Below are 23,683 nucleotides of genomic sequence, written 5' to 3'. Positions count from 1 at the left end.
CATTCAAAGGAAAGAATGAGTTAATTTAATTCAGTACAGCGACTTCAGGCTGAACAGTAACGTTTGCCTGGGAGAGATGCTTCATCATGTATTCAACGGTTTGTGGAGTTACCCAGCCGTGGTTTACCAAAATTTCTCCTAAGCGTTTGTTCGAGATTTGCTGTTCTAGTAATGCCTCGTCAACTTGTGTTGATGTTACTAAGCCTGCTTCAACTAGATTTGCTCCCAACTGAGCACAGGCGCTAAGTTCTGGATTATCAACCAACGTATTGTTGACTTGATGCAATAGAAATTGAATGGTTCGTTTTTGTACCCAACCCCGTTTTTGTATAACATCTCCTAAACGAGCTGATGTTTCCAGTTCTTGTTCCGCTAAGGCGACTTCCAACTGCTCTGACGTGAGCAGTCCTGCCGCAAGAAGATGAGTACCGATTCCTTGGGAGTCGTTTAGCTGCTCAGTCATAAACTTTAACAGTGGTTGAATATGTACCTCTTCTTTCCATTCACTGGCGATATCTTCGATAATATGATGCTCAGCTACTAATTTGCCTTGGTAATAACGCCGGATGATGGGGTGAAGACTGGGACTTTGCTCTGCATTATGTATGTCATCTTTATGAACTCGCTCAATGGCGAATGGATCAGGAAAGGCATCTAGGTATTCATGTCCGAATTCCAACGTAATAGTGTAGTAGTGGTTGTGTTTTCCTAAATCACTGTCAAAAAGATAGTCTTGAGGAACTTCTTGGTAATACTTTCCTTGCTGCTGATCTTCGGATACAAAGATGACATCACATAGAAAGCCTGTTTGCTGCCATAATGCAGAACTTTGATTCACTCGCTTAAGAATTACATCGGTGAATGTTTGTGGAATTAATTCTAAGTTTTGATGCTGCCAGGCTTTGTGGTGGAAACGGCGCTCAAAAATTTGGTGGAGAGCTTTAATATTGTATCTAAAGCCGTGAATAAAGCCTGATTGGTTCTCTTTAAAGTCTCTCATATGCATGAGAATACCTGCAAAAAATAGATCTTTTACATTAGTAGATTCCCAAGCACTTGTTTGATCAGGGAAACGATTATTAATCGTAAGATTTGGTTTACATGAGTTATCAAAAATGCTGTCATCAAAGCGGAAACCAGTACAAGCGATAATCCGATCATATTCGAGATCTTCTACTTCACCATTTGCATGGGTGTAAGAAACATTGACGATGAACTTACCATGCTCATTTTGCTTGATATTATTAATATGAGCATTAAGAATCAGGTTTTGAGATTTAAGTTGATAAGTATCTAAAAAATTGTTGTTTACAGCACGGAGATGCCCAACATACTTGGTCTTCCAAGCCATAGAGATTGGATTGGGGCTGCAAATATGTATTGTTGCTGCAGTATCAATTAAATTGTCAGCAGTTTCAAATGCAGAATTTCCTTTGCCAATAACTAAAATTCTTTGATTCTCAAAGTTGTCTGGTTTTACTGATACGCTAGTATATTTCTCAGCTAATTCAATGCCGGGTATATCAGGAAGATAAAGTTTAGAACAACCAGTAGCTATTATCAAATGCTTGCAAGAGTAAACTTTTCCAAGATGATCAGTTAATATAAACTTTTTGTCTTTAGTGATTTGAGTGATTTTGACACCGTATTGAATATTTAGAGAAAAGTGATTTGCATAATCTTCTAGATAATTAACTAGGGAATCAGCATCAGGAAAATATTTTTTACTATAATTCTTGAATAGCAGATCTTTATTATCACTCAATAATGAATTCCAGTCCCAACGTAAGTTTATCTCAGGGTCGCTATATCCAGTATTTCTTTTATTGATTGATATAAGTTTTCGATGGCGAGGGTACTTTTTAAAGAAAGTTCCTGGAGAGCTTCCTGCCTCCAAAATCGCGTAATCATCTCCAGATTTTTGAAGATAATATCCTAGCTGCAAACCAGCAGGGCCTCCGCCAATTATTAAATATTCATGTTCAATAATTGATTCACTATATGTGAGCCTTTTATGACTATGGTCTTTAGCAAAGTTTAAAAGCTCATTTGTGAAATCTGTGAAAACATCAAAAACTTTATTGACTATTTCAATCGCTTCTTCTTTATCTTCAAGAGACAAATTGATTTTATCTAGATTGTTCTCAGAGCTATTGGAAACAATACTATGATTAGAATCAACTTGAAAGTGATGTGCTCCAAAATACTTATATTTCTGCTTGGTTGAGTTTTGTAGCTCATCTGCTACTGTATGAACAATAGAAAGAAAAATACTACCAGTAGCCTCAATTGCTTCAATCATTACTAGCTTTAACTCAGGTGATGCATAGCTAGCTAGCTTATATAATTCTAAGCTAATCCATCTAGGAGTTTTTGTCTCATTACTCCATAGAAAGCGTAATGTATCACTGAAGTTTTGAGTTTTATTGAAACCAAGATTTTCAATGTCTTCAAGAAACCATTCCCAATGATTATCATCTTCATATGTATGCTTATTAACTAATTTCTGAATTGGGTCTTTTGTTGGTTCTACTCTAAGAATATGCTTATTTAAATCACCAAAACTCATTATGAAATGAGCTGCACATGGAGCAAAAGCTAATCTCTGTCTAGGATTAATTCTATCATCTTGTAAATATTTAAAGAATGGTAATTTTGAAAATATACTTTTTCGCATTTCGATTAAACTAAGAATCTCTTGCATTTCTAAATCCCCTTGAAGTTAAAGATAGGCTATGGAAGATCAAGATATATATTTCACTTTTAATAATATTTATCTTGAATATCTTAATAATTATTAAGTGCTGACTATTTCATGAATTTTATATTTTTAAATTGATATAATAGCTCATGAAAATTGTATTCAATTACACAAGAATAAGTAAATTTATTTGGCTCTCATAGTTAAGAACTTATATGAAAGAATAAGCTAATTACTATTGATGATTCATCAGTAAAAATACGTATTGAAAGTGATGAGCATTGACTAGATATAAGTAATAACGCGTAGATACTTCTTAGTATTGTAACAAGTTGTTAAGCTTTAATCTTCTTGTAAAAAATATTAACTATAATGTTTAGCCTGCAATGTAAATATGGTGAAATATAAGGTTTTTATATAGGTATTCTATTTAGAAATATCTTTTGTACTTACTCAAATACAGACTTTTCAGGCAACAAAAAAAATTTATATCTTAAACGTCAAATCTTAAAAACTTTTTTTGTTTAATACTCGATTATATTGGCTATGAGAATGAGCAATATAGAATTGCCAATATCTTTATATTATGTGAATCGATAGTTGGATCATCATATGTGAAAATTATCTAGCTTTGATGTGAGCCAAAGTTGATCAAGGCTGATTTAAGTTATTTGCAAAAAAACTAAGATGGCCCTATAGAATGATGGTTGAGAGATCTAAGAACAGATCAATGCTGTGAAGCAAGTTATTGGTTGCTTAATGGTCGTTCGTATCCATTGTGGATGCTGTTGCGATAGATGGTGATAGTTACCGGATATCAGAGTGATAGTACGAACTTGTTATTAACTCTATGGATAGAAAATGCATTTGTCAGGGGCTCATAGATAAAATGGTAAGAAGAATTTTATCTATAAGATTGATGGGTTGGTTTGCGATAGATGCTTTCATACTGACTGCTTGATATAAGTACCTTAAAGCCTTTAGAAACATAGCTTTTGGGTGCTGAATAGCAGGGTATAAGGCTAACTTTTGGCATTGTTCGCACGTCAAACACAACCAAACCGTATTACCAACTCTTTTACCTTAGGGGGCAGCGTTGCTATTCTCACAGTGTAAATCCATACAAGTAAAAGGCTTTCAGATATATATCAGGCTTGGATTACCATCAATTTGAAAACCTTAACTCAGCAGAATAATAGCGAAATCAAAGCTATTCATGGTGTTCAGCAAGTCTTCGAGTGCTGACTGCCTGACATAAGTGCCTCAAAGCTTTTAGATACGTGGCTTTTGGATGCTGAATAGCAGGGTGTATAAGGCTAACTTTTGGCATTGTTCGCACGTCAAACGCAACCAAACCGTACTACCAACTCTCTTGCCTTAGGAGGCAACGTTGCTATTCTTACAGTGCAAACCCATACGAGGAAAAGGCTTTCAGAGATATGTCAGGCAGTCAGCTTCGAGTGTCTTATATCCATTGCTAAATAGACTCATTCCATTCAAGGGGAAGGATGCTGTTTAAAGATCTATAGCAATCTGAAATCAATCGTGAGATGTAGAGAGGCTGAAATCTTTACCAGTGTCCATTTAGGTTAAATATAAGTCTCACAACTCACGTCAGATCTCTATAGATATCAAGAAATAAAAGAATGAAATGATATATGGGAGAAGATAATATATATAAATCATGAATGAGATATGAAAAAAGATATTTTTAGGAATAATATATATCTTTAAATAATAGATTTAGTAATTGAGTAAGTACTGGAGGACATATGCATTTAGATTATGATGGAAAATATATTCTATTAGAACAACTATATTGTGGGCTGTCAATAATTATCTATAAAGGTTTTGAGAAAAAGTCTGGCAAGCAAGTAGTTGTTAAAACGCTCAGATCTAAATATCCATCTCTTTCTGAAATAAGTCGATTGCACTATGAATATAAAGTTACAAATACTGTTTCATCAAATAATATTATAAAAGTCATTGGTATTGAAAGTGATAAAAGTACTACTTTATTGATTAAGGAATATTTTGATTCTATATCTTTACGAGAATATATTATAAATAATTCAGTTGGTTTACAAGATTTTCTTGAAATATCAACTCAATTAGCTCAAGCTGTAAGTGAGCTCCATTCAAAAGATATTATTCATAAAGATATAAATCCATCAAATATATTAATTAATCCAGTTACAAAGCAGGTTAAAATAACGGATCTAAGCATTGCTTCTTGTTTGCCACAAGAAGTAACATTTTATGAAAGCTCTTATTCAATAGAAGGTACTCCAGCATATATATCGCCTGAGCAAACAGGAAGAATGAATCGCTGTGTTGATCATCGATCTGACCTTTATTCTTTAGGTATAACGTTCTATGAATTACTCATAGGGCAATGCCCATTTCAAGCAATAGACTTATTAGAAATGGTTTATTCCCATTTGTCTGATACTCCGAAGGCTCCGATAGTTCTAGATGAAAGTATTCCTTCACCTATATCAGACATTATTATGAAATTAATTGAGAAAGATGCAGAAGATCGTTATCAAAGTGCATTGGGTTTGAAGTCGGATTTAGAATGGTTTAAAAATGAATATATTAGAAGTGAAATAGTACTTGGTTTTGTGCCAGGTAAGTTAGATAAGAGAAGTCAATTTTTTCTGCCACAAAAACTTTATGGCAGAAAATTTGAGATGAGTGAACTATTATTGTCATTCGATAATATATCTCAAGGAATTGGCGAAGTTGTTCTTGTAAGTGGCTATTCAGGTGTAGGAAAAACTAGTCTAATTCAAGAATTAAATAAATCGGCTATCACAAATAGAGGGTATTTTGTACAGGGGAAACAAAATCAATTTCAAAGAGATACTCCTAACTCAGCCATCCTAAACGCTTTTCAGAATTTAATTCAGCAAATACTTTCAGAACCAGAACATAAAATCATTTTTTGGAAAGAAATTCTTGTTCAAGAACTCAGTGAAAATGCGAATATTATTATTGATAATATTCCTGATCTTGAGCTAATTATTGGGCCTCAACCAGAAGTGAAAGAGCTAAATGCTATAGAGTCACAAAAGCGGTATTTAAGAGTATTTAAAAAATTTGTAAATGTTTTTACACAATCTGAACATCCTATTGTTGTATTTTTAGATGATTTACAATGGTTCGATTTCTCTTCAATTAAGTTCTTAGAGGAATTGCTTGTAGATGCTTCTGATAGTCATCTTTTAATGATCTTATCTTATCGAGATAATGAAATATCTAAAACACACCCCCTAAGATTTTTTATTAAAAATATAGAGAATTTAAAAATCAATATCAAGCATATAAATATAAAAAGTTTAGGGAATGAATATGTTAAAGAGATTATTGAAGATACTTTTGACCTTACTTATTCTTCCGTTGAGCCATTAGTTAAAATCATATTTGATATGTCAAAAGGTAATCCTTTTCATATTAGTCAGCTAATTAAGATTTTTTATGAAAAAAAAGTAATTAAGTTCGATTTTAATGAAGGGAAATGGAGTTTCTATGAAAACAAAGTTCAAAACCTTGACCTTGTTAGTCTAAGTATAGTTGAGTTGATGCAAAATAGCATTTTTCAACTTCCTACTGATACTCAAAATCTCTTATATCTTGCATCATGTATAGGCAATAAATTTGATTTAAATTTTCTGTCAGTTGTCTCTTCTTCTCAACCAAAAGATGTTGTTGTAAAGCTATGGCCAGCGTTACAGAGTGGATTGATATTGCCGGTTAGTAAGTCGTATAAGCTAGCACTGGTTATAAATAATCTACCTTCTAGATTTAAGCAAGAAGATGTAGAGAATGTAGAATACCAATTCTTGCATGATCGGGTGCAGCAAGCTGCTTATACTTCAGTTTCTTCTTCTAAAACAAAACTAACTCATTACAAGATAGGAAAAATCCTATTGAATCATTTGAGGAAAGATGACTTAAGTACATATATCTTCGATATAGTGAATCAATTGAATTATGGTGTCTCATTAGTAGATGAAGATATTAATAGGCTATATCTTTCTGAGCTTAATTTAATTGCTGGCAAGAAAGCAAAAGAATCAACCTCATATGAAGCTGCGAATATATATTTTCAAATCAGTTTGGATTTTTTGTCTGATTACTCTTGGGATAATTGTTATTCTCTCTTTCTTGAAATTTATACTGAATTTGTTGAGTCTGCATATTTATCGACAGACTATGAAAAAGTTGAAGAATATTCTACCAAAGTAATTGAATCTTCGAATAATGTATTAGATATAGCTAAAATTGTTGAAATTCAAGTGCTTTCAGATATTGCTCAAAATAGGATGGATATAGCAATTAGAAAAGCATTTGAATTTCTTGAAAAGATTAATGTAAAATTTTCCAAGAATGAATCCGAATTTATAATTTTGATAAATTTATTGCTTATTAAAGTAAAACTAATGTTAGCCGGAAAGCCATCTCAACTTTTACTAATTAAGAAGATGGATAATAAGCAATATCTATCAGCGATGAGAATTTTAACTAATGTAGTACCTGCGATTTTTATCTATTCACCAAAATTATTCCCTTTAGTAATATTTAGGATGGTCGATATATCTCTAAAGTATGGGAATTCTAGTTTATCTAGCTTTGCATATGCTAGCTATGGAGTTATTCTATGTGGAAAGCTTAATCAAATGGTAAGTGGCTATCAATTTGGTCAGGTTGCTATTGAGATAGCTAAACAGTTAGGAGCTAAAGATCAGTTCTCAAAAATCTTTCTGGTTTTTAATGTTTTTATCAGGCATTGGTGTGAAGATATCACTCATTCACTTTCCCCTCTTCAAGAAGGAATAAATTATGGCTTATCATTTGGCGATACTGAAAATGCATGCCATTGCGCTTCATTTTATTGTAGCTATTTATTTTTAGCTGGAGAAAACATTAGTAATGTTGTTAATGAACATACTAATTATATCGAACTGATCTCAAAGCAAAAACAAGAATTTCAATTAATTCATGCAAAGTTATGGAAGCAAGTAGCAGTAAACCTTGCCTTTAAAGAGAAAGAATGTTGTCTTTTAGAAGGGGACAGCTTTAATGAGAATGTTGATTTTCCAGCAATAGTTAATGCGAAAAATAATGTAGCGATATTTTCTGTTTATTTATCAAAATCTTTTTTGTCTTTTATTTTTCATGATTATAGTACTTCATTAAAGTATTCTAAGTATTCATCTGAAATAGAGGAAACTGCACTTGGCATAGCTTATATTCCTTTATATGTTTTCATATATGCTTTAGCTTTATTGAAAACTGTAGACAGTAAGTCAAAGTCAAGTGTACTTCGACAAGCAAATATTAACCTTGATAAGCTGAAAGTCTGGTCAAAAAATTCTCCTAGTAACTGTTTGCATAAATATTTTTTAGTTAAAGCTGAGATTTTAAGAGTTCTAGGTGATAATAAAGCATCTGACTTATATGAAAAAGCTCTGAAAGCTGTTAACAAGACTTGCTTTCAATATGAAGAAGCAATCGCTTATGAATTAGCAGCAGAATATTACTTTTCATTAGAAAGAAATAAGATAGGAGAACTGTATATAACAGAAGCATATTATACATATTTTAACTGGGGAGCTTTTGCTAAATTGAAACATTTACAAAAGCTTTATTCTACGATTTTTAATGATAATTCTAATAGCAATCTTTTTTTAAAGCCTCAATCAGCTAAGAATTTATTGTCTACTACTTCTAGTCTTACTGATCTAGATTTAGCATCTATACTAAAGGCCTCTCAAACAATTTCAGAAGAGATTGTACTTGAGAATCTTCTTGAAAAAATGATTAAAGTATTAATGCTGAATGCAGGGGCACAAATTGGTTTTTTGATTATAAAAAGAGAAGATAATTATTTGTTGGAAGCATCTTCTGTCGATAATAAAATATCAATTAGAGAATCTGTGAGTTTGTGTGATAGCAGTGTTTTGCCATTGTCAATAATTAATTATGTTGGCCGCACTTCAAAATCTATAGTATTAAGCACTTCTTCAAATGAATCTGTTTTTTTTAATGATGAATATTTTGTTGATAAGTCTGTCAAGTCTTTACTTTGTATTCCTTTAGTTAATCAAGCATCTGTAGTAGGGATGGTTTATATGGAGAATAATGCAGCTTATGACTCTTTTAGAAATGATCATCTTGAAATACTGAAAATTCTATGTACACAAGCAGCTATTTCTCTGGAAAATGCATATCTCTATGAAGATTTACAGAAGTCACAAGCTAGAGAACAAGCTGAACGAGAAATCAATGAGTTGAAATCTCGTTTTATTTCTATGACATCTCATGAATTTCGTACACCATTAACAGCAATTTTGGGGACGACGGAATTGATAAAACATTATGGTCAGGGATGGGAAACGGAGAAGCAGCATTCTTATCTTGACCGTATACAGAGAAATGTGAAACATATGACTGGGCTACTAGATGATGTCTTAGTCCTTAGTAAAGCAGATGTAGGTAAGACAGAGTTTAACCCCGTATCTATAGATCTCACAGTTTTTTGTAGTAGCTTAGTTGAAGAGTTTCAGTTGAATACTAAGCGTGGTCAAAACATTGAATATGTTTTAGAAGGAAAACAAACTACTTGCTTCTCAGATGAAAAGATACTGAGACAAATCCTAAGTAATTTGCTTTCTAATGCAATTAAATACTCTCCAGAAAGTTCTATCGTTTGTTTTACTGTAACTTTCTCTAATGATGAGGTTATATTTTTGATTAAGGATCAGGGAATTGGTATTCCTGAATCTGATCAACCACATCTTTTTGAATCTTTCCAACGCGCCACAAATGTTGGTCAGATACAAGGAACTGGACTAGGGCTAGCAATTGTTAAAAAGTCTGTAGAGCTTCACCAAGGGACGATCACCTTTGAGAGTATTGCTAGTCAAGGAACAACTTTTATCGTCAAACTACCCATTACTGCAGAATCGTTAGGAATTGAGTCCCATTAATTTTGTGCCGCTTTTTCAAAGGCTAGTGCAGCATCTATAGTTGCATCGACTTGGAAGAGTTGCTCTGCGATCGCAGGTGATACCGTAAACGTATCGAGGGTTTCCTGAGTTAGATCAGTGATGTCATCAACACTTCGGATACTTGCCACCAAAAGCTTTGTGGAACTATTGACACCATTCAAGCCTCTTTGCATCGAAATGATATCTTGCCTGCCATCTTGCCCCAGATCCGTCATTCGCCCCAAATAGGGGGCAGCATAATCAGCCTTAAGGGCTGCAGCAATCAATGCTTGATGAACGGCATATACTCCAGTCAAAGTAACCCGAATTCCTTGCTGAATTAACTGTGCAGCTGCTTCTGTACCAGCCAAAGTAATGGGCACTTTAACCACTACGCGGGAATCGATGGCTGCGATCGCACATCCCCGACGAACTAAATCTTCAACTTCAGTGCCCCAGGTCTGTAAATGAATTTCTTGAGCGCCTCGCTGAAAGGCTTCTATAGCTAGCTTTTTGAGTTGGTCGAGGGTGCAAGGGATATGTGCTCGTTCCAATAAGGTGGGATTGGTTGTGACCCCATAAAATAAGCCCTTACTCAGCCAAAAGTCCCAGGCCTTAATATCTGCAGTGTCTAAAAACAGGTACATTAAGCCAATCCTTAGTAAGCCTTGCCAGAGAATCTTACCTGAAACGGTGGTGCTATCCCACCCGTTTTTGAGGCTGAGTGTCCGAACTAAGCAGGATAAATCCGAAGTCGGCGATTCGGATCTTCGCCAAAACTGCGAGACTGCAAACGGTAATGCTCAATCAACTCATGCTGCATTTTGCGAATGCTGGCAGATCGGGGCAGTAACTCTACGGGCTGCTTTTTGGGAATAACGATTTGCTCAACCGCAAGTCTGGCTTCTTCTAGAGCTTCCATCTCATCGTCATCATTACTGCCGGAAAACAGCTTGAGATCCACCAGCTCTGGGGTGCCTGGATCGTCCATATTTACCAGGCGGCGTAGACCTCTGGCAATTTGAGGAATGGTACTCGACTTAACGGTGTGGATGGGAACCTGGCGGGTCTTGGCTAAATTGCGCAATTTGGAATGATGCTTAAGATGCGATCGCAAGGCAAAGATCACGTCTGCATGATCCATATCCTTGGTGAGCACAATCGGTAAATTCAGGGTTGTAATCACCTGATCGAGTTGAGACCGACTGACGGCATAGGGATAGACATGGAGGGGCAGATCCTCGCCGTTGGGACCTGCGGTGAAATTGAGGGTATTGCCATACTGATCTTGCTGCTGCAAGGATGCATCCAATAGGGTTTGAAACTCATTGAAATCTGTTTTGGCTGGAGCAACGGGATTTGGAACGGGCTGCATCCGACCTGAGGCTCGCCAGCCACTGGGGGCGGACTCAATGGGGGTCGGCTCGGCGATGGGCGTAGTAGACAGTTCATGGGTAATGGTGACCTTGCCGCTATCGCTGACCGTACGGACTTGAGGATTGGGAATTCGACCTCTCAGGAGATTATCAATCGTGTTGGCGACTTCTTCATGCACAATCCAGCGGGACCGCTCTGACATTTCGACAGCAATATCAAAGGTCGGGGGAGCTTTCCGCTCTAGCACACTTTTTTGGCTGCCCCGACGACGAGCTTCATCATCTCCCAGGGTGACAGACTGAATGCCGCCCACTAAGTCAGATAAGGTGGGATTTTTCAGCAGGTTTTCGATGCGATTGCCGTGGGCGGTACCAATTAACTGCACCCCTCGTTCAGCAATGGTGCGGGCCGCCGCCGCTTCTAATTCGGTGCCAATTTCATCAATTACGATGACTTCTGGGGTGTGGTTCTCCACCGCCTCGATCATGACCTGATGTTGTAATTCGGGGCGGGCCACCTGCATCCGTCGGGCGCGACCAATGGCAGGGTGGGGAATATCGCCATCCCCGGCAATCTCGTTAGAGGTGTCAATAATAACGACCCGTTTCAGGAGGTCATCGGCTAGGACCCGAGCAATTTCTCGCAAGGCTGTCGTTTTACCGACACCAGGGCGTCCCAGCATGAGGATTGAACGACCACTTTCCACGAGGTCGCGAATAATTTCAGTGGTGCCTAACACGGCACGACCCACTCGACAGGTGAGGCCAATCACTTCTCCTTGGCGGTTGCGCATGGCGCTAATCCGATGTAGGGTCCGCTCGATACCGGCCCGGTTATCACCACTGAAGTGACTGACCCGTTGAATGCAATAGTCTAAATCGTCTCGGCTAATGGGTTCTGTGGATAAATATTCGGCTTGGCCTGGGAAGCGAGCTTCCGGTTGGCGACCCAGATCCATCACCACTTCAATCATCACACTGCGTTGGGGGTGTTGTTGCAGGTGAGATCGCAATGTCTCGGGCAAAATATCGAGCAATTGTTCAAGATTATCGGTGATGTGCTGGTTTTCTCCTGATGCTTGTTCAACCATGAATTTGCAGTAAATGAAATAACAAAGGGCTAGCTGCGAGCTAGCAGATCCGAGATGAGTTCCCCCGTCTCATCTGTGGGACTAACGGTAAATCTTGGCCTAGGTCGCTTCTGGCCTGAGGTTGATTCAAAACAGGTTTCAGCTGGGCCACTAGTGATGAGGCTAGAGAGACGGCCTCATGGAGTAATTGAGCATGATGTTCTACCTGATGGGTTGAAAAGGTTTCCAGTTGGGTTTGAAGGGGGGCGAGTAGGTTCCGCGCAAAACTGCCGTAGGCAACACCCGCGATGTAGGATGCCTGGATCTTCATGGCTGGACTCATCAACCTAGGATGCAGTAACCCTTTGGCTTTGAGTTTAGCAATAGTATGCCGATTTGTGCCGCCGGCCAGTTGGACATAACCGGGTAACTGTGCCTTTAATACTTTTTCTGCTAGGAGTACCGTTGCTCGGGTGGTGCCATCCCCAATGTCTCCACTCATGGGGCGGCCATCGGTTTGCCAGATTAGGGTGCAGGGTAACGGTTCCATGAGTTGGTAGAGACTCGCTAGATACTCCAGGAGGCCAGGGCCATCGGGACAGCTCACCGCTAAGACCTGTAAGTGGGGTACAAAGGGGTTGAGTGTTTGCCACAGCTGCTTAAACTCTGCCAGATGCCCCACTTGGGTGTGAATTTCTAAGGCTTGTACCACGCCAGCCTGAATGAAGGGGCCGACGATGTCCGGTTTAGCGGCGTGGGAAACCGTGATGATTTGTTCAATGGGGCAAACGGGTAAACAGCGTCCGCAGCCATAGCAGCGATCGGTCACTACGCCGGGGCTGGGGAATGCGATCGCATCTGCAGGACAAACGCCCACACAGGGTTGAGAACAGTCGGAGGGGCACTGTTCAGGCTGGAGAGTCGCCTTGCGAAAATGTGGATCCTCCCCAGCATTGAGACTGACCATCAATAGGGGCCGGGGGTGGGTGGGGGAGAGTTGGATTGCGGTTGCGATCGCATCTTCGGCAACTGCAATCACGGCTGGATCCGCAGCGACATCAATACAATCTGCACCTGCCAAGGTATAGGCCAAAACCAGATTGCGGACAGCAGGCAAATGCTGATAGCTGGCCCCACAAATTAACTTGAACCAGTTGCCCTGATCGAGGGATTGGAGAGGAGAAGCAAAATCATTCACCTTATAAGCCTAATCCGAATCGATTAGTGCTGGGTGAACATTTTGCTTTGTCTTAACGGTAGATCGAAGCTTCTACGCTGCCGCTATAATCTCGGAAAGGGGCTGCCATTCAAAGGTCCGGGCACCGCCTAACTCAATCACAACTTTTAGGCGAGGTTCAGTGGCAGTAATCGCATCTAGATAGGCTAGTTCTTGCTTCGCTAACCGTTTACCGTCGTAGAGCCATAGGGCTAAACCCTTCGCCTGGGGCGGTAAGTTCTCTAGTTGATAATTAACGAAGGGGGGCAGGAAATACGTGCGAATTTGGTTTTTACCTAAATGAGGAGGGCGCACCCCGTGGACATCGGTGAAGTAAGAGGCTAAGTCGCCCATACCTGGGGCGGATACAAATAGTGTTAGATACCCTGTTGCCCGGAGCCGGCGCTTGTAGCGGCCTTCAAATCCACCTTCAGACGGAACATAAATGCCAACAGCGCCCGACTGTTCAATGGTGCGAATAAATTTTTTCCCGGTCGCAAGCAATGGCATAAGAAGAAAATTATCCTGAGTGTTGGTGGATGCAAAATTACTTACCCTAAACTTACACGAAATCCAGGGCTTCTGTTCACTTCTTCCCCCTCAATTGAACGAACGGAGTTCCCCATCTTCGGGCGTGAATTGCTCAATCCTATGTTGATCCATCTCAATGACGACGATAACGGCTAAAAGGAACGTCCAATCACCGTTATATCAAAGCTGATGAATAAGAAGTCATTCCTTGAAATCTTCAGTATTCAGTATTTTCCCTGAGGGGGATTTGTAAAGAATTGTGAATAATTAATAAGTAGTTGAGCGATTTTACCTGCCTTCTACCGATCTTCAGGGCAGGGGGGAGTAGATGTTTACCCCACATTAGAGCACTGAGTTATTTAACACGGAGATAAGCACTAGCCATGGTTTATGACGTCACGTTTCGGGATGAGACCACTGGGGAAGAGAACACTATTTGTGTCCCAGCGGATGAATATATCTATGATGCAGCAGAGTTAGAAGGAATAGAACTCCCTGCCTCTTGTCGTTCTGGATCTTGCATTACCTGTGTAGGCAGGGTTGTCAATGGTGAAGTCGAGCATGATCACTCTATCTTGAGTGATGCCGAAGAAGAGGCCGGTTTTATGCTGACCTGCTGTGCTTATGCCCGCGCGAATTGCACGATTCTAGTTAAGCAAGAAGATGAGCTATTGGATTTTGCCGCTGCATAGCATCCACAGACGAGAGTGTTGGGCACTCCGTTGACGAAATTCACTGTAGATTTCAGCCATGCTCAGCGGTCCTTTAATGCAACCCAATGCTCTACTTCTGCATCTGGGAGGTTCGTTTTAGCGAATATGCGTGGGGTCGCTGGGTAAACTAAGGCTGCCCCTTGGGGCTCAGCCATTACCTTGAACAATTGATGCAGCGCTCTTTCCTATCTCAATCTTGGTGGCAACAGGTCTCTCAACGGCTGCAGCCTCGGCCGCTGCCGCCAGAAGACTCTATGGCGTTGCGTTTAGGCGTGCAAATCCTCGTTTGTGTGGGAATCCTGGCGACGGATTCGGCAACAGGGAGCTGGCATAGTTTATGGGCGATTCCCCTGAGTTTGATGGGGGCCACCTGGAGTTGGCGACAGCGGCATCGTCGAAATATTGCAGCCAAATGTGGGATTGCCATTGGCATGATCCTCGTCTTGGCGGTTTTCCTCAGCCGTTTAGCGGGCCAAGCAGGTGACTCCCGTATCCTATTGACGGAGTTACTGATTCAGGTTCAAATTCTGCATGCCTTTGACCTACCCCGACGCAAAGACTTGGGGTACTCAGCCGTTATCGGCATCATTTTGGTTGGAGTCGCAGCCACCGTCAGCGAAACGATGGTGTTCGGGGGATGGCTCTTACTCTTTATTGCTTGTGCGTTGCCCGTCCTCATCCTGGATTATCGATCGCGCCTAGGTTTGAAACTGCTCAAACGTCGATCGATAAGCCTGCCACCAGTCCAGATGGGCAAGATGCTAGTGGCAGTGGTGACGGTGGGGCTAGTGATTTTTGCCTTGCTACCGCGTTTACCCGGATACCAGCTGAGAACGTTACCCGTGAGTGCTGCGATTGATATTCCGGGTAAGTTTGATGCCCAGCAAATCGTTAATCCTGGCTATGGTCAAGGAGATAGTGCCACTTGGGACGGAACAGGGCAAGATGGCGAAGACCTCCAGGGAGAGATTGCCTTTGATGATCAGTTCTATTACGGGTTCAGTCAAAGCATCAACCAGAATTTGCGAGGTGCTCTCAAGCCTGAAATTGTGATGCGGGTGCGATCGCAAGCCCCTGGATTTTGGCGCGTCTTAGCCTTTGACGAATATACCGGTCAAGGCTGGAAGATGTCTCGCAATGACAAATCTGAGACCTTGAGTCGACCGGCTTGGTCCTATCGGTTTGTGGTGCCTCAACTAGGACAGCGAGGCCGAACCAAAGAAGTAATTCAAACCTATTCCATTGTTGCTCGGTTCCCCAACCTGATTCCAGCCCTGAGTCAAGCCCGTGAAGTTTATTTTCCCACCCGTGAAATTGCTAGAGATCCAGAAGGGGGATTCCGATCCCCCGTGCAGCTCCAGGATGGACTGACCTACTCGGTCATTTCTGATGTTCCATATCGCGATCGCAAGCAGCTACGCAAAGTATCCCGCCAGTATCCACCCTTTATTCGCCAGCATTATCTGCAAATCCCCGATGATATTGCGCCTCAGGTTAAAGAGCAGACAGACGCACTCTTGGAGAAAGCCAATCGTCCCCCCATTTCGGCTTATGAGAAAGCCCTGTATTTAGCTCAAAGCGTCAAACAAGCTTATTCACTTCAGCTTGATCTGCCGGTGCTTGAGTCAGAAGAAGATTTAGTGAGTGCCTTCCTATTCAAATATCAGGGGGGCTATCCTGATCATTTTTCGACAGCCTTAACGATGATGTTGCGCTCCATCGGCATCCCCGCCCGCCTGGTGACGGGATTTGGCCCCGGGGAATTTAATGCGTTCACGGGGCTCTATGAAGTGAAAAATGTGGATGCCTTTGCCATGGCTGAGGTCTATATCCCCCAGTTTGGTTGGTTTACATTTGATCCCATTCCAGGTCATGACTTGGTTCCCCCTTCTGTGGATGATGACTATACTTTCTCTGTGTTGAAGACCTTATGGAACTGGGTGGCAGGTTGGCTCCCCTCGCCCATGATGAACGGCTTGACAGCAATATTCGCCCTGATCGGTGAAGGGTTGGCCAAAGCATTAGGATTTTTTACCGGTGGCTGGCAAGGTTGGGGTGCTGGATTGCTAGTTCTGAGTGGGATGGCCGTTCTTGGCTGGCTGGCCCCGCAAGGTTGGCAATGGTGGCGCTATCGGCGACGCCTTGCAACTTTGCCACCGATGGAGAAGTTATATCAGCGAATGCTGCATTTGTTAGCAAATCGGGGTGTACCGAAACACCCCCATGAAACTCCATTTGAATATACTCGTCGTTTGCATCAAAAGGGGGAAGGGGCGATCGCTGACCTAGTGACTGAGATTTCTCAGAGTTATGTGAGTTGGCGATATGGACATCAAACCTATGACTTGAGCGATGTTCATCTTAGATTTCAAACCCTCAGGGAAAAACTCAGGTCCCAGTAAGCCTGAACATCTTAGATGAGCTGAAGATGAATATACAAAATACCTTTGTGCTTCCTACTATTTGAAGTTTTACTCAAAAGTAAATTCTGATGAGTTTTTAGTCCATACTAATACTAAGAATCCCCCGTATATTGCTGCTAATTGTTACTAATAATTCGCTCCTAGGGCAAAAATACGTGATTTTACGCATATGTTCTCAAGGGTAAACGGTCCATCCTAAGAATGAGGGCATGCACCTGAAAAAGTTGTTCTAGATCAAATCTGCCACTTGCCATCTTGCTGAGCTGGTAACTGCCAATGCTCTGACTATTAACTACCAAATCAGTTAGTTTATGACCTATACCTCCAGTCTTCCAACACCCACCCAACAGGACAAACCACAGGTTGCACCTGCTAAAGTGCTGCAGAAAGTGATCTCTGAGCAACGGTCTGGCCGCATCACTATCACTGATTCTCGTGATCCGTCGATTAGCTGGCGGGTGTATCTAGGCGGTGGGCAAATGCATTTTGCAGAAAGCACAATGGGGCATGCTGAGCGATTACCCTACGTGCTCAAAAAGCAGCTACCCGACTTTGATTTATCTGAGTCTCTACCGAATAATACGTCAGAGTATTCCTATCTGTGCAAGTATTGGCAGGCCAATAATTTACCCCTAAATTTCTTCCGAAAACTGCTGGCTATTCTGACTCAAGAAGCACTCATGCAGTTCTTAGCCCTCCCTCAAGGCTACTTAGAATTTGAGCCTAATGTGGGACTAGATCCGCTACTTCTATCTGCTCCGTTTCGGCAGCTTGTTCTACCGGTTCGTGATCAAATTAATCAATGGGCACAGCTGCAGGCTGTCATTGGTTCTCCGTTCCAAAAGCCACGTTTAGAAGATCCCGATCAATTCCTGAAATTAGCTTGGAAGGAAAATGGTCAAGGAAGACACTTACAAAATATTGTCAATTTATTAGAGCAAGGCCTTTGCTTCTACGAGGTGGCAACCCAGGCAGATATAGATGTCCTAACGCTGGCGACTGATCTAGCGCCGATGGTTCAGGCTGGAGCAATCAGTCTGCACCCTTATCAAGTCATCGAAGAACAAGTTCGCCCCGTTGTCGCTTGTGTAGATGATAGTCAAACCATTCAGCAGTTTGTGAAGCTATCTCTAGAGGCAGAAGGTTTTGAAGTACTGCAGTTAATGGATCCGAAACAGGCATTAACGGTCTTAATTGAGCAGCAACCTAATGTCATCTTGATGGACATTGAAATGCCGAAGATGGATGGTTATGAGCTATGTCGCATGGTTCGCCAAGTCGATATGCTCAAGGAAATCCCTGTCGTGATGCTGACGGGGCGAGAAGGCCTGATTGACCGCATGAGAGCCCGAATGTCTGGATGTACGGCCTATTTGACTAAGCCCTTTAATCCCCAAGAATTGTTGGCATTGGTGCAAAAACTGTCGGCTGAAGGTGCAGCAGTTTCCCAGATGTAGCATTGCAGGGTGGATGCACACAGTAATCGCTGCCTCATCGCTATTGGTGAAATCACCCAACAAAGCTCATTGGTCGCAAGTTCCATTCTTGCTGCTCAAGCTTGTGGGTAGTCATTGCTAGGGAGGGTGAGTAGACTGGAACCACAGTTGTGGGTAATGCTATGCGGCGTTCGTTGTTTCAATTCTTGTTGGTGGGCTGCCTGACGGCCTGTCAACTGCAAGCTAGCGAAGCCCCTTCCACCACGCAACCTCCTGATCAGAGCAAAATTGCAGCATTACAAACTGAGTTTGAGCAAGAAATGAAAGCTCAGCTGGCTCAAAAAAATCTTGATGACTACAGCTTCAAAGAGTTGTCTGATATTGCGTTGCAAGCCTCTAAGAAAGTGTATGGGGCTCACCCACAGCTGATGAAGCAAAAAGCTTTGTTTGATTTACAGCAAATGCCCGCCTTAGAGACTCAAATCTTATCCAGCTATCAGGTTAAAGAATCCCTGAATATTAGAGATTTGGAGAAGGAAATGTCTGGCTTTTCCCAAGCTAATTCTGGACAAGTCTTGGACAACTTTCTCCCCCTCTTCTATGGCAGAACACCCGGAGATGTTGCCCTCAGATTGAAGCAGATGATTTATGCGCGCCATATTGGTCCTAAACAGTTGGGCCAGCGGGCCATCATTAGCCAGTTTATTCCCGACAGGACCTACTACATCCAGGCCAGTGACCCACCGCAATTGGTGGTCAAAACCTTTGAAGAGGATATATTCTTAATGACGGTTCAAGTCACTGAGGCGGGGCTAATCAAGCCTTTGCAAATAGACTGGATGCAGCCCAAAGGAGCTAGTCAGAAAGCCAGCTAGCTCCTTTAGGCTATTGCCAACCCGCTAAGTTAGACATGAGTTGCTGGTTGAGATGATCTGGAATGGAGTTGGGGGGAGGCGTCTCAGTTTCTCTACAGATCAGCACTGAACAGGGGGCATGATGCATAACGTAATTACTGACACTGCCTAATAACCATTCACTGAGACCGGCCCGTCCTCGGCTCCCTAGCAAAATCAAGTCTGCCTGCCATTCCTTGGCCACTTCGCAAATGGTTTCACCGGGAGAACCTTGTTTTTGGGTGATTTTGACAGAGACTCCTGCTAATCTTGCCTCTTCGGATTGGGCCTGCAGAATATCTTGGGCTGTGTGGGTATATTGCTCCCACTGTTGTTGATAAACGCTAATCGAGGTTGCTGATAGCCCAGGATAGTAATACATGCTAGGAAAGGGAGTGGGGGCATCCGGAGCATCTTGGTCATCGGTGGACAACACATGTAACAGCATCAAATTAGCCTGGGTTGTGGCAGCCAAATCAAGGGCTTGATCGAAGACGTCCAGAGCCGTTTCTGAATGATCAAGGGCAACTAAAACTTTATGAAACATGGTGAGTACCTCTAGGGGCCGTGGAAAACGGCAAGTGATTAGGACGAGTGAGACGATGACACGTGTGTTTCTGCTTGAGCGACAACGAACAGTGTTTTAAGCACTGAATCTGGATTAAGACTGATAGAGTCAATTCCTTGTTCAACTAGGAAATGGGCAAATTCTGGATAGTCGCTAGGGGCCTGGCCGCAAATGCCGACTTTGCAGTTATGACGTTTGGCCTGATCGATGACTTGGCGAATAAGGGACTGCACGCCCTCATGACGTTCATCAAAGAGGTGAGCCACCAAGGCTGAGTCCCGATCTATGCCTAGGGCTAATTGGGTGAGATCGTTGGAGCCAATGGAAAACCCATCAAAGATTTGGCTGAATTGATCCGCCAAAATGACATTGCTGGGCACTTCACACATGACGTAAACCTGGAGACCATTCTCTCCCTGGACCAATCCATAATTCGCCATTTCTGCCATGACTTTACGACCTTCCTCTGGTGTGCGGCAGAACGGCACCATGGGAATCACGTTGGTTAAACCCATCTCGTCTCGGACGCTTTTGAGGGCTTTACATTCCAAGCCGAACGCCTCTCGAAAATTGTCGTCGTAATAACGCGAGGCCCCTCGCCATCCCAGCATGGGATTTTCTTCCTGAGGCTCAAATTGCTTGCCGCCTAGCAAGTTTGCATATTCATTACTCTTGAAGTCAGACAGCCTGACGATGACGGGCTTGGGGTAAAACGCTGCGGCAATGATGCCCACACCATGGGTGAGCTGATCAACAAAGAAGTCAGGTTTGTAGGGATAGTGACGCGTGAGATGGGCAATTTCTTGCTGGGCTAACGGATCTTCTAGCTGATCGAAATGGATTAAGGCCAGGGGATGGGCTTTGATATGGTTGGCAATGATAAATTCTAAGCGGGCAAGGCCAACACCATCGCAAGGCAGTGCTGCCAGTCTAAAGGCTTGGTCGGGATTTCCCACATTGAGCAAGACTTGAGTTTGGGTTGTGGGGAGTTGTTCTAGATGAGTTTCTTGAACCCTAAAGGACAGTAGCCCATCGTAAACATGGCCTGCTTCCCCTTCACAACAAGCAACCGTGACCAACCGACCGTTAGGGATCTGGCGGGTGGCATGGCCACAACCGACAATGGCGGGAATGCCTAACTCGCGGGCAATAATGGCAGCATGGCAAGTGCGCCCTCCTTGGTTCGTAACGATGGCTGCTGCCTGCTTCATAATGGGTTCCCAATCGGGATCCGTTTTGTGGGTTACCAAGACATCCCCTGGTTGGAACGCACTGATTTGGCTGACATCCTGAATGATTTGCACGCGCCCCTGGCCAATCAACTCCCCCACGGCTCGGCCGGTGCTGAGGACTGGCCCTAGCTCATCTAACTGATAGGTTTTTAGTAGGGTGTCAGATTTTTGAGACTGTACCGTTTCTGGCCGGGCTTGGACCACATAGAGTTCCCCGGTGAATTCATCCTGTGCCCATTCAATATCCATGGGGGTGTAGGTGCCCCGCACAGCAGAATAATGATCTTCAATTTTGCAGGCCCATTGAGCGAGGGTGAGAATTTCGGTGTTGGTCAGGGTGAATTTCTGGCGATCGCCCTCGGGCACGGGCACATTTTTAGTGAGTTTACTGCCCTCTTGGTCGTAGACCATTTTGATCTCTTTACTGCCGAGTCGTTTAGACAATATCGGCTGATAGCCCTGTTGGAGGGTTGGTTTAAACACCAAGTATTCATCAGGGTTGACAGCGCCTTGGACCACGTTTTCCCCGAGCCCGTAGGCCGCCGTGATCAAGACTGCTTTATCAAACCCGGTTTCTGTGTCGATGGAGAACATTACCCCAGCAGTGCCCGACCGCACCATTTGCTGTACCCCTACCGCCAAGGCTACCGTGAAGTGATCAAACCCTTTTAAGGTGCGATAGGAAATAGCCCGATCGGTAAATAGAGAGGCAAAGCATTTATGACAGGCTTCTAAGACGCCGCGAATACCTTGAACATTGAGATAGGTTTCCTGTTGGCCCGCAAAGCTGGCATCCGGTAAATCTTCGGCTGTGGCACTAGAGCGAACGGCTACATCTAAAGATGAATTTCTACCACAGTGTTGACACAGTCTGGAATAGGCTTCACTAATAGCCAGTTCGAAGCTAGGGGAAAAAGGAGTGGTCAAGATTAGTTCTCGGGCTTGCTTCGCCCGAGATCGCAGTTGAGGAATATCTTCTACATCTAACCCTTGCAATAGCTGACGAAGTGGGGCTTCTAGCTGGGATTGTTGTAGAAAGGTGCGATAGGCATGGGCTGTGGTGGAAAAGCCGGTGGGCACTTGGACGCCTTGGGCCCCTAACTGCTGAATCATCTCTCCTAGGGAGGCATTCTTGCCACCCACCAAGGGAATGTCTGTAATTCCGACTTGATCAAACCACAGAACGAATGACTGCTGTTTGGCCTTTGGCGGTTGCTGGGGAGAGATAGGGAGCATGACTTCTAGGTTCCGCTCTCTTGTCAAGATCGGGCACAGGGTATTTGTCTTCTTTATATCCAGCTAATTTGAGAAACTTGTGAGGATTGTCTGGAACCGAGTTAAAGAAATCCTAAATATTAGGATGCCGGTAAAAACGTCTGAGCGGGTAACCATTTAGGTAACCGCCGACTTCCAATCTAGAAAGTTGGGATAAATTGGGACCATTCCATCCAGCTGAGGGTTTATGTCCTTTCAAGATGCTAGAGATTACCAAATTCTGTTTCTCAGCTTATTTTTAGGGCTAGGAATTGGGACGAAGGATTGGACCTTGAGACCCGAAATGATTGTGGTTGCGATCGCAACCGCAATTCTCGTCCAAGCTTTGGCTGCTTACGGTACCTATCTATATCAACAACGGACTCAGCCCACAGATCGAGCCTTTAATCCCTCAATCCGCAGTGCCTTAATTACGGCATTAGGACTGAGCTTGCTGCTGCGAACGGATCATTGGAGCACCATGATGTTGGCCGCGACCTTGGCGATCCTCAGTAAATTTGTGTGCAAATGGAAGGGCAAGCATTTTTTTAATCCAGCCAACTTTGGCATTATTGCTGCCCTTGTGTTGACCTCTGATGCTTGGGTCTCCCCTGGGCAATGGGGAGCCGTGGGCTGGTATGGCCTCTTATTTGCTGGAGCGGGTGGATTAGTACTTCATCGGGTGGGGCGATGGGACACGTCTGTGATGTTTCTGGCCACCTATGCGACCTGTCTTTCTATTCGAGATATGTGGTTGGGATGGAGCTGGGATGTTTGGTACCACAGCTTATCGAGTGGCTCTTTGATCTTATTTGCTCTGTTTATGCTCACGGATCCCCGCTCAATTCCAGATGCTCGGGTGGCCCGGCTTTTATGGTCTGGCATTATTGCCGTCGTGACGTTTGGGCTGCAAACGAAGTTTTTCTTGTCCACAGGGATTTTCTGGGCACTGTTTAGCTTAGCCCCCTTAACGGTTCTTTTCGATCGAATTTGGCCTGCCCCTCGCTTCACCTGGGCCACCCCACCTATATCTGCGGAATCTTCTTCAGAGATAAACCTGGTTAAGCAAGAGGATGGGGCTGACTTGTTGCCTACCCACCCATAATTCAGCGTTAAACTCGCTCTTTCACCAGCAACCTAGTCTTAACCTGAGAGTGATATTTATATCGGTGTCAGGATAATCTTGCTTTTTCCTTTAGATCCAAGCTGTGGTCTGTTCTAAGCGGAATTCTGAGTGTTATGATTGCATCACAAATAAATCCTTGAGGAAAACGA

General features: G+C 42.7%; 13 protein-coding genes. 6 read left to right on the top strand and 7 right to left on the bottom strand.

Annotated elements, in window-relative coordinates:
* Nucleotides 1–25 precede the first annotated feature (25 nt).
* Nucleotides 26–2,704: an NAD(P)-binding domain-containing protein gene (locus I1H34_RS19850; protein ID WP_212662691.1), complete on the bottom strand. Its 2,679-nt coding sequence runs from the start codon at nt 2,702–2,704 to the stop codon at nt 26–28.
* A gap of 1,769 nt (nt 2,705–4,473) precedes the next feature.
* Between I1H34_RS19850 and I1H34_RS19845 the strand changes: the two genes are divergently transcribed.
* Complete coding sequence (locus I1H34_RS19845; RefSeq protein WP_212662690.1) at nt 4,474–9,696, top strand: sensor histidine kinase; 5,223 nt, start codon at nt 4,474–4,476, stop codon at nt 9,694–9,696.
* Here the strand turns inward: I1H34_RS19845 and I1H34_RS19840 are convergent.
* The 4 genes from I1H34_RS19840 to I1H34_RS19825 form a co-directional block, all read right to left on the bottom strand.
* Nucleotides 9,693–10,343 (bottom strand): transaldolase family protein, encoded by a 651-nt coding sequence (locus tag I1H34_RS19840; RefSeq protein WP_212662689.1) that lies wholly within the window; start codon nt 10,341–10,343, stop codon nt 9,693–9,695. The two genes, I1H34_RS19845 and I1H34_RS19840, sit on opposite strands and share 4 nt — an antisense overlap.
* A gap of 86 nt (nt 10,344–10,429) precedes the next feature.
* Complete coding sequence (locus I1H34_RS19835) at nt 10,430–12,163, bottom strand: R3H domain-containing nucleic acid-binding protein (protein WP_212662688.1); 1,734 nt, start codon at nt 12,161–12,163, stop codon at nt 10,430–10,432.
* 40 nt (nt 12,164–12,203) lie between these two features.
* Nucleotides 12,204–13,340 carry a circadian clock protein LdpA gene (gene ldpA / locus I1H34_RS19830; RefSeq protein ID WP_212662687.1) on the bottom strand — a complete coding sequence of 379 codons (1,137 nt, stop codon included), beginning with the start codon at nt 13,338–13,340 and terminating at the stop codon, nt 12,204–12,206.
* A gap of 72 nt (nt 13,341–13,412) precedes the next feature.
* Nucleotides 13,413–13,868, bottom strand: a complete 456-nt coding sequence (locus I1H34_RS19825; protein WP_212662686.1) for an NAD(P)H-quinone oxidoreductase subunit N — start codon at nt 13,866–13,868, stop codon at nt 13,413–13,415.
* 404 nt (nt 13,869–14,272) lie between these two features.
* Between I1H34_RS19825 and I1H34_RS19820 the strand changes: the two genes are divergently transcribed.
* The 4 genes from I1H34_RS19820 (at nt 14,273) to I1H34_RS19805 (ending at nt 19,336) form a co-directional block, all read left to right on the top strand.
* Nucleotides 14,273–14,581, top strand: coding sequence for a 2Fe-2S iron-sulfur cluster-binding protein (locus I1H34_RS19820; RefSeq protein WP_212662685.1), 309 nt, complete (start codon nt 14,273–14,275; stop codon nt 14,579–14,581).
* Between the two features lie 191 nt (nt 14,582–14,772).
* Entirely contained in the window at nt 14,773–17,004 is a 2,232-nt protein-coding gene (locus I1H34_RS19815; RefSeq protein WP_212662684.1) for a transglutaminase TgpA family protein, read from the top strand.
* 332 nt (nt 17,005–17,336) lie between these two features.
* A complete protein-coding gene (locus I1H34_RS19810) occupies nt 17,337–18,482 on the top strand; it encodes a response regulator (protein WP_212662683.1) in 1,146 nt (381 codons plus the stop codon).
* A 161-nt stretch (nt 18,483–18,643) separates the two neighbouring features.
* The gene (locus I1H34_RS19805) at nt 18,644–19,336 is read left to right on the top strand and encodes a hypothetical protein (protein ID WP_212662682.1); all 693 of its coding nucleotides are present in this window, start codon (nt 18,644–18,646) and stop codon (nt 19,334–19,336) included.
* A gap of 10 nt (nt 19,337–19,346) precedes the next feature.
* Here the strand turns inward: I1H34_RS19805 and I1H34_RS19800 are convergent, their stop codons facing one another.
* Nucleotides 19,347–19,901, bottom strand: coding sequence for a universal stress protein (locus I1H34_RS19800; RefSeq protein ID WP_212662681.1), 555 nt, complete (start codon nt 19,899–19,901; stop codon nt 19,347–19,349).
* A gap of 38 nt (nt 19,902–19,939) precedes the next feature.
* Nucleotides 19,940–22,390: a phosphoenolpyruvate synthase gene (gene ppsA, locus I1H34_RS19795; RefSeq protein ID WP_212662680.1), complete on the bottom strand. Its 2,451-nt coding sequence runs from the start codon at nt 22,388–22,390 to the stop codon at nt 19,940–19,942.
* Between the two features lie 226 nt (nt 22,391–22,616).
* On the opposite strand from ppsA, the gene I1H34_RS19790 reads away from it, so the two are divergent.
* Nucleotides 22,617–23,513 carry an RnfABCDGE type electron transport complex subunit D gene (locus I1H34_RS19790; protein WP_212662679.1) on the top strand — a complete coding sequence of 299 codons (897 nt, stop codon included), beginning with the start codon at nt 22,617–22,619 and terminating at the stop codon, nt 23,511–23,513.
* Nucleotides 23,514–23,683: the final 170 nt, after the last annotated feature.

It is taken from the genome of Acaryochloris marina S15 (assembly GCF_018336915.1).
In the GTDB taxonomy this organism is placed as follows: domain Bacteria; phylum Cyanobacteriota; class Cyanobacteriia; order Thermosynechococcales; family Thermosynechococcaceae; genus Acaryochloris; species Acaryochloris marina_A.
The sequence above is the reverse complement of the archived record's forward strand: the minus strand, read 5'-3'. Positions and strand labels throughout refer to the sequence as shown.

What these genes read in the sequence shown, in the direction of transcription:
- I1H34_RS19850 (WP_212662691.1), bottom strand. Translation starts at nt 2,704, where the DNA reads ATGCAAGAGATTCTTAGTTTAATCGAAATGCGAAAAAGTATATTTTCA.
- I1H34_RS19845 (WP_212662690.1), top strand. Translation starts at nt 4,474, where the DNA reads ATGCATTTAGATTATGATGGAAAATATATTCTATTAGAACAACTATAT.
- I1H34_RS19840 (WP_212662689.1), bottom strand. Translation starts at nt 10,343, where the DNA reads ATGTACCTGTTTTTAGACACTGCAGATATTAAGGCCTGGGACTTTTGG.
- I1H34_RS19835 (WP_212662688.1), bottom strand. Translation starts at nt 12,163, where the DNA reads ATGGTTGAACAAGCATCAGGAGAAAACCAGCACATCACCGATAATCTT.
- I1H34_RS19825 (WP_212662686.1), bottom strand. Translation starts at nt 13,868, where the DNA reads ATGCCATTGCTTGCGACCGGGAAAAAATTTATTCGCACCATTGAACAG.
- I1H34_RS19820 (WP_212662685.1), top strand. Translation starts at nt 14,273, where the DNA reads ATGGTTTATGACGTCACGTTTCGGGATGAGACCACTGGGGAAGAGAAC.
- I1H34_RS19815 (WP_212662684.1), top strand. Translation starts at nt 14,773, where the DNA reads ATGCAGCGCTCTTTCCTATCTCAATCTTGGTGGCAACAGGTCTCTCAA.
- I1H34_RS19810 (WP_212662683.1), top strand. Translation starts at nt 17,337, where the DNA reads ATGACCTATACCTCCAGTCTTCCAACACCCACCCAACAGGACAAACCA.
- I1H34_RS19805 (WP_212662682.1), top strand. Translation starts at nt 18,644, where the DNA reads ATGCGGCGTTCGTTGTTTCAATTCTTGTTGGTGGGCTGCCTGACGGCC.
- I1H34_RS19800 (WP_212662681.1), bottom strand. Translation starts at nt 19,901, where the DNA reads ATGTTTCATAAAGTTTTAGTTGCCCTTGATCATTCAGAAACGGCTCTG.
- ppsA (WP_212662680.1), bottom strand. Translation starts at nt 22,390, where the DNA reads ATGCTCCCTATCTCTCCCCAGCAACCGCCAAAGGCCAAACAGCAGTCA.
- I1H34_RS19790 (WP_212662679.1), top strand. Translation starts at nt 22,617, where the DNA reads ATGTCCTTTCAAGATGCTAGAGATTACCAAATTCTGTTTCTCAGCTTA.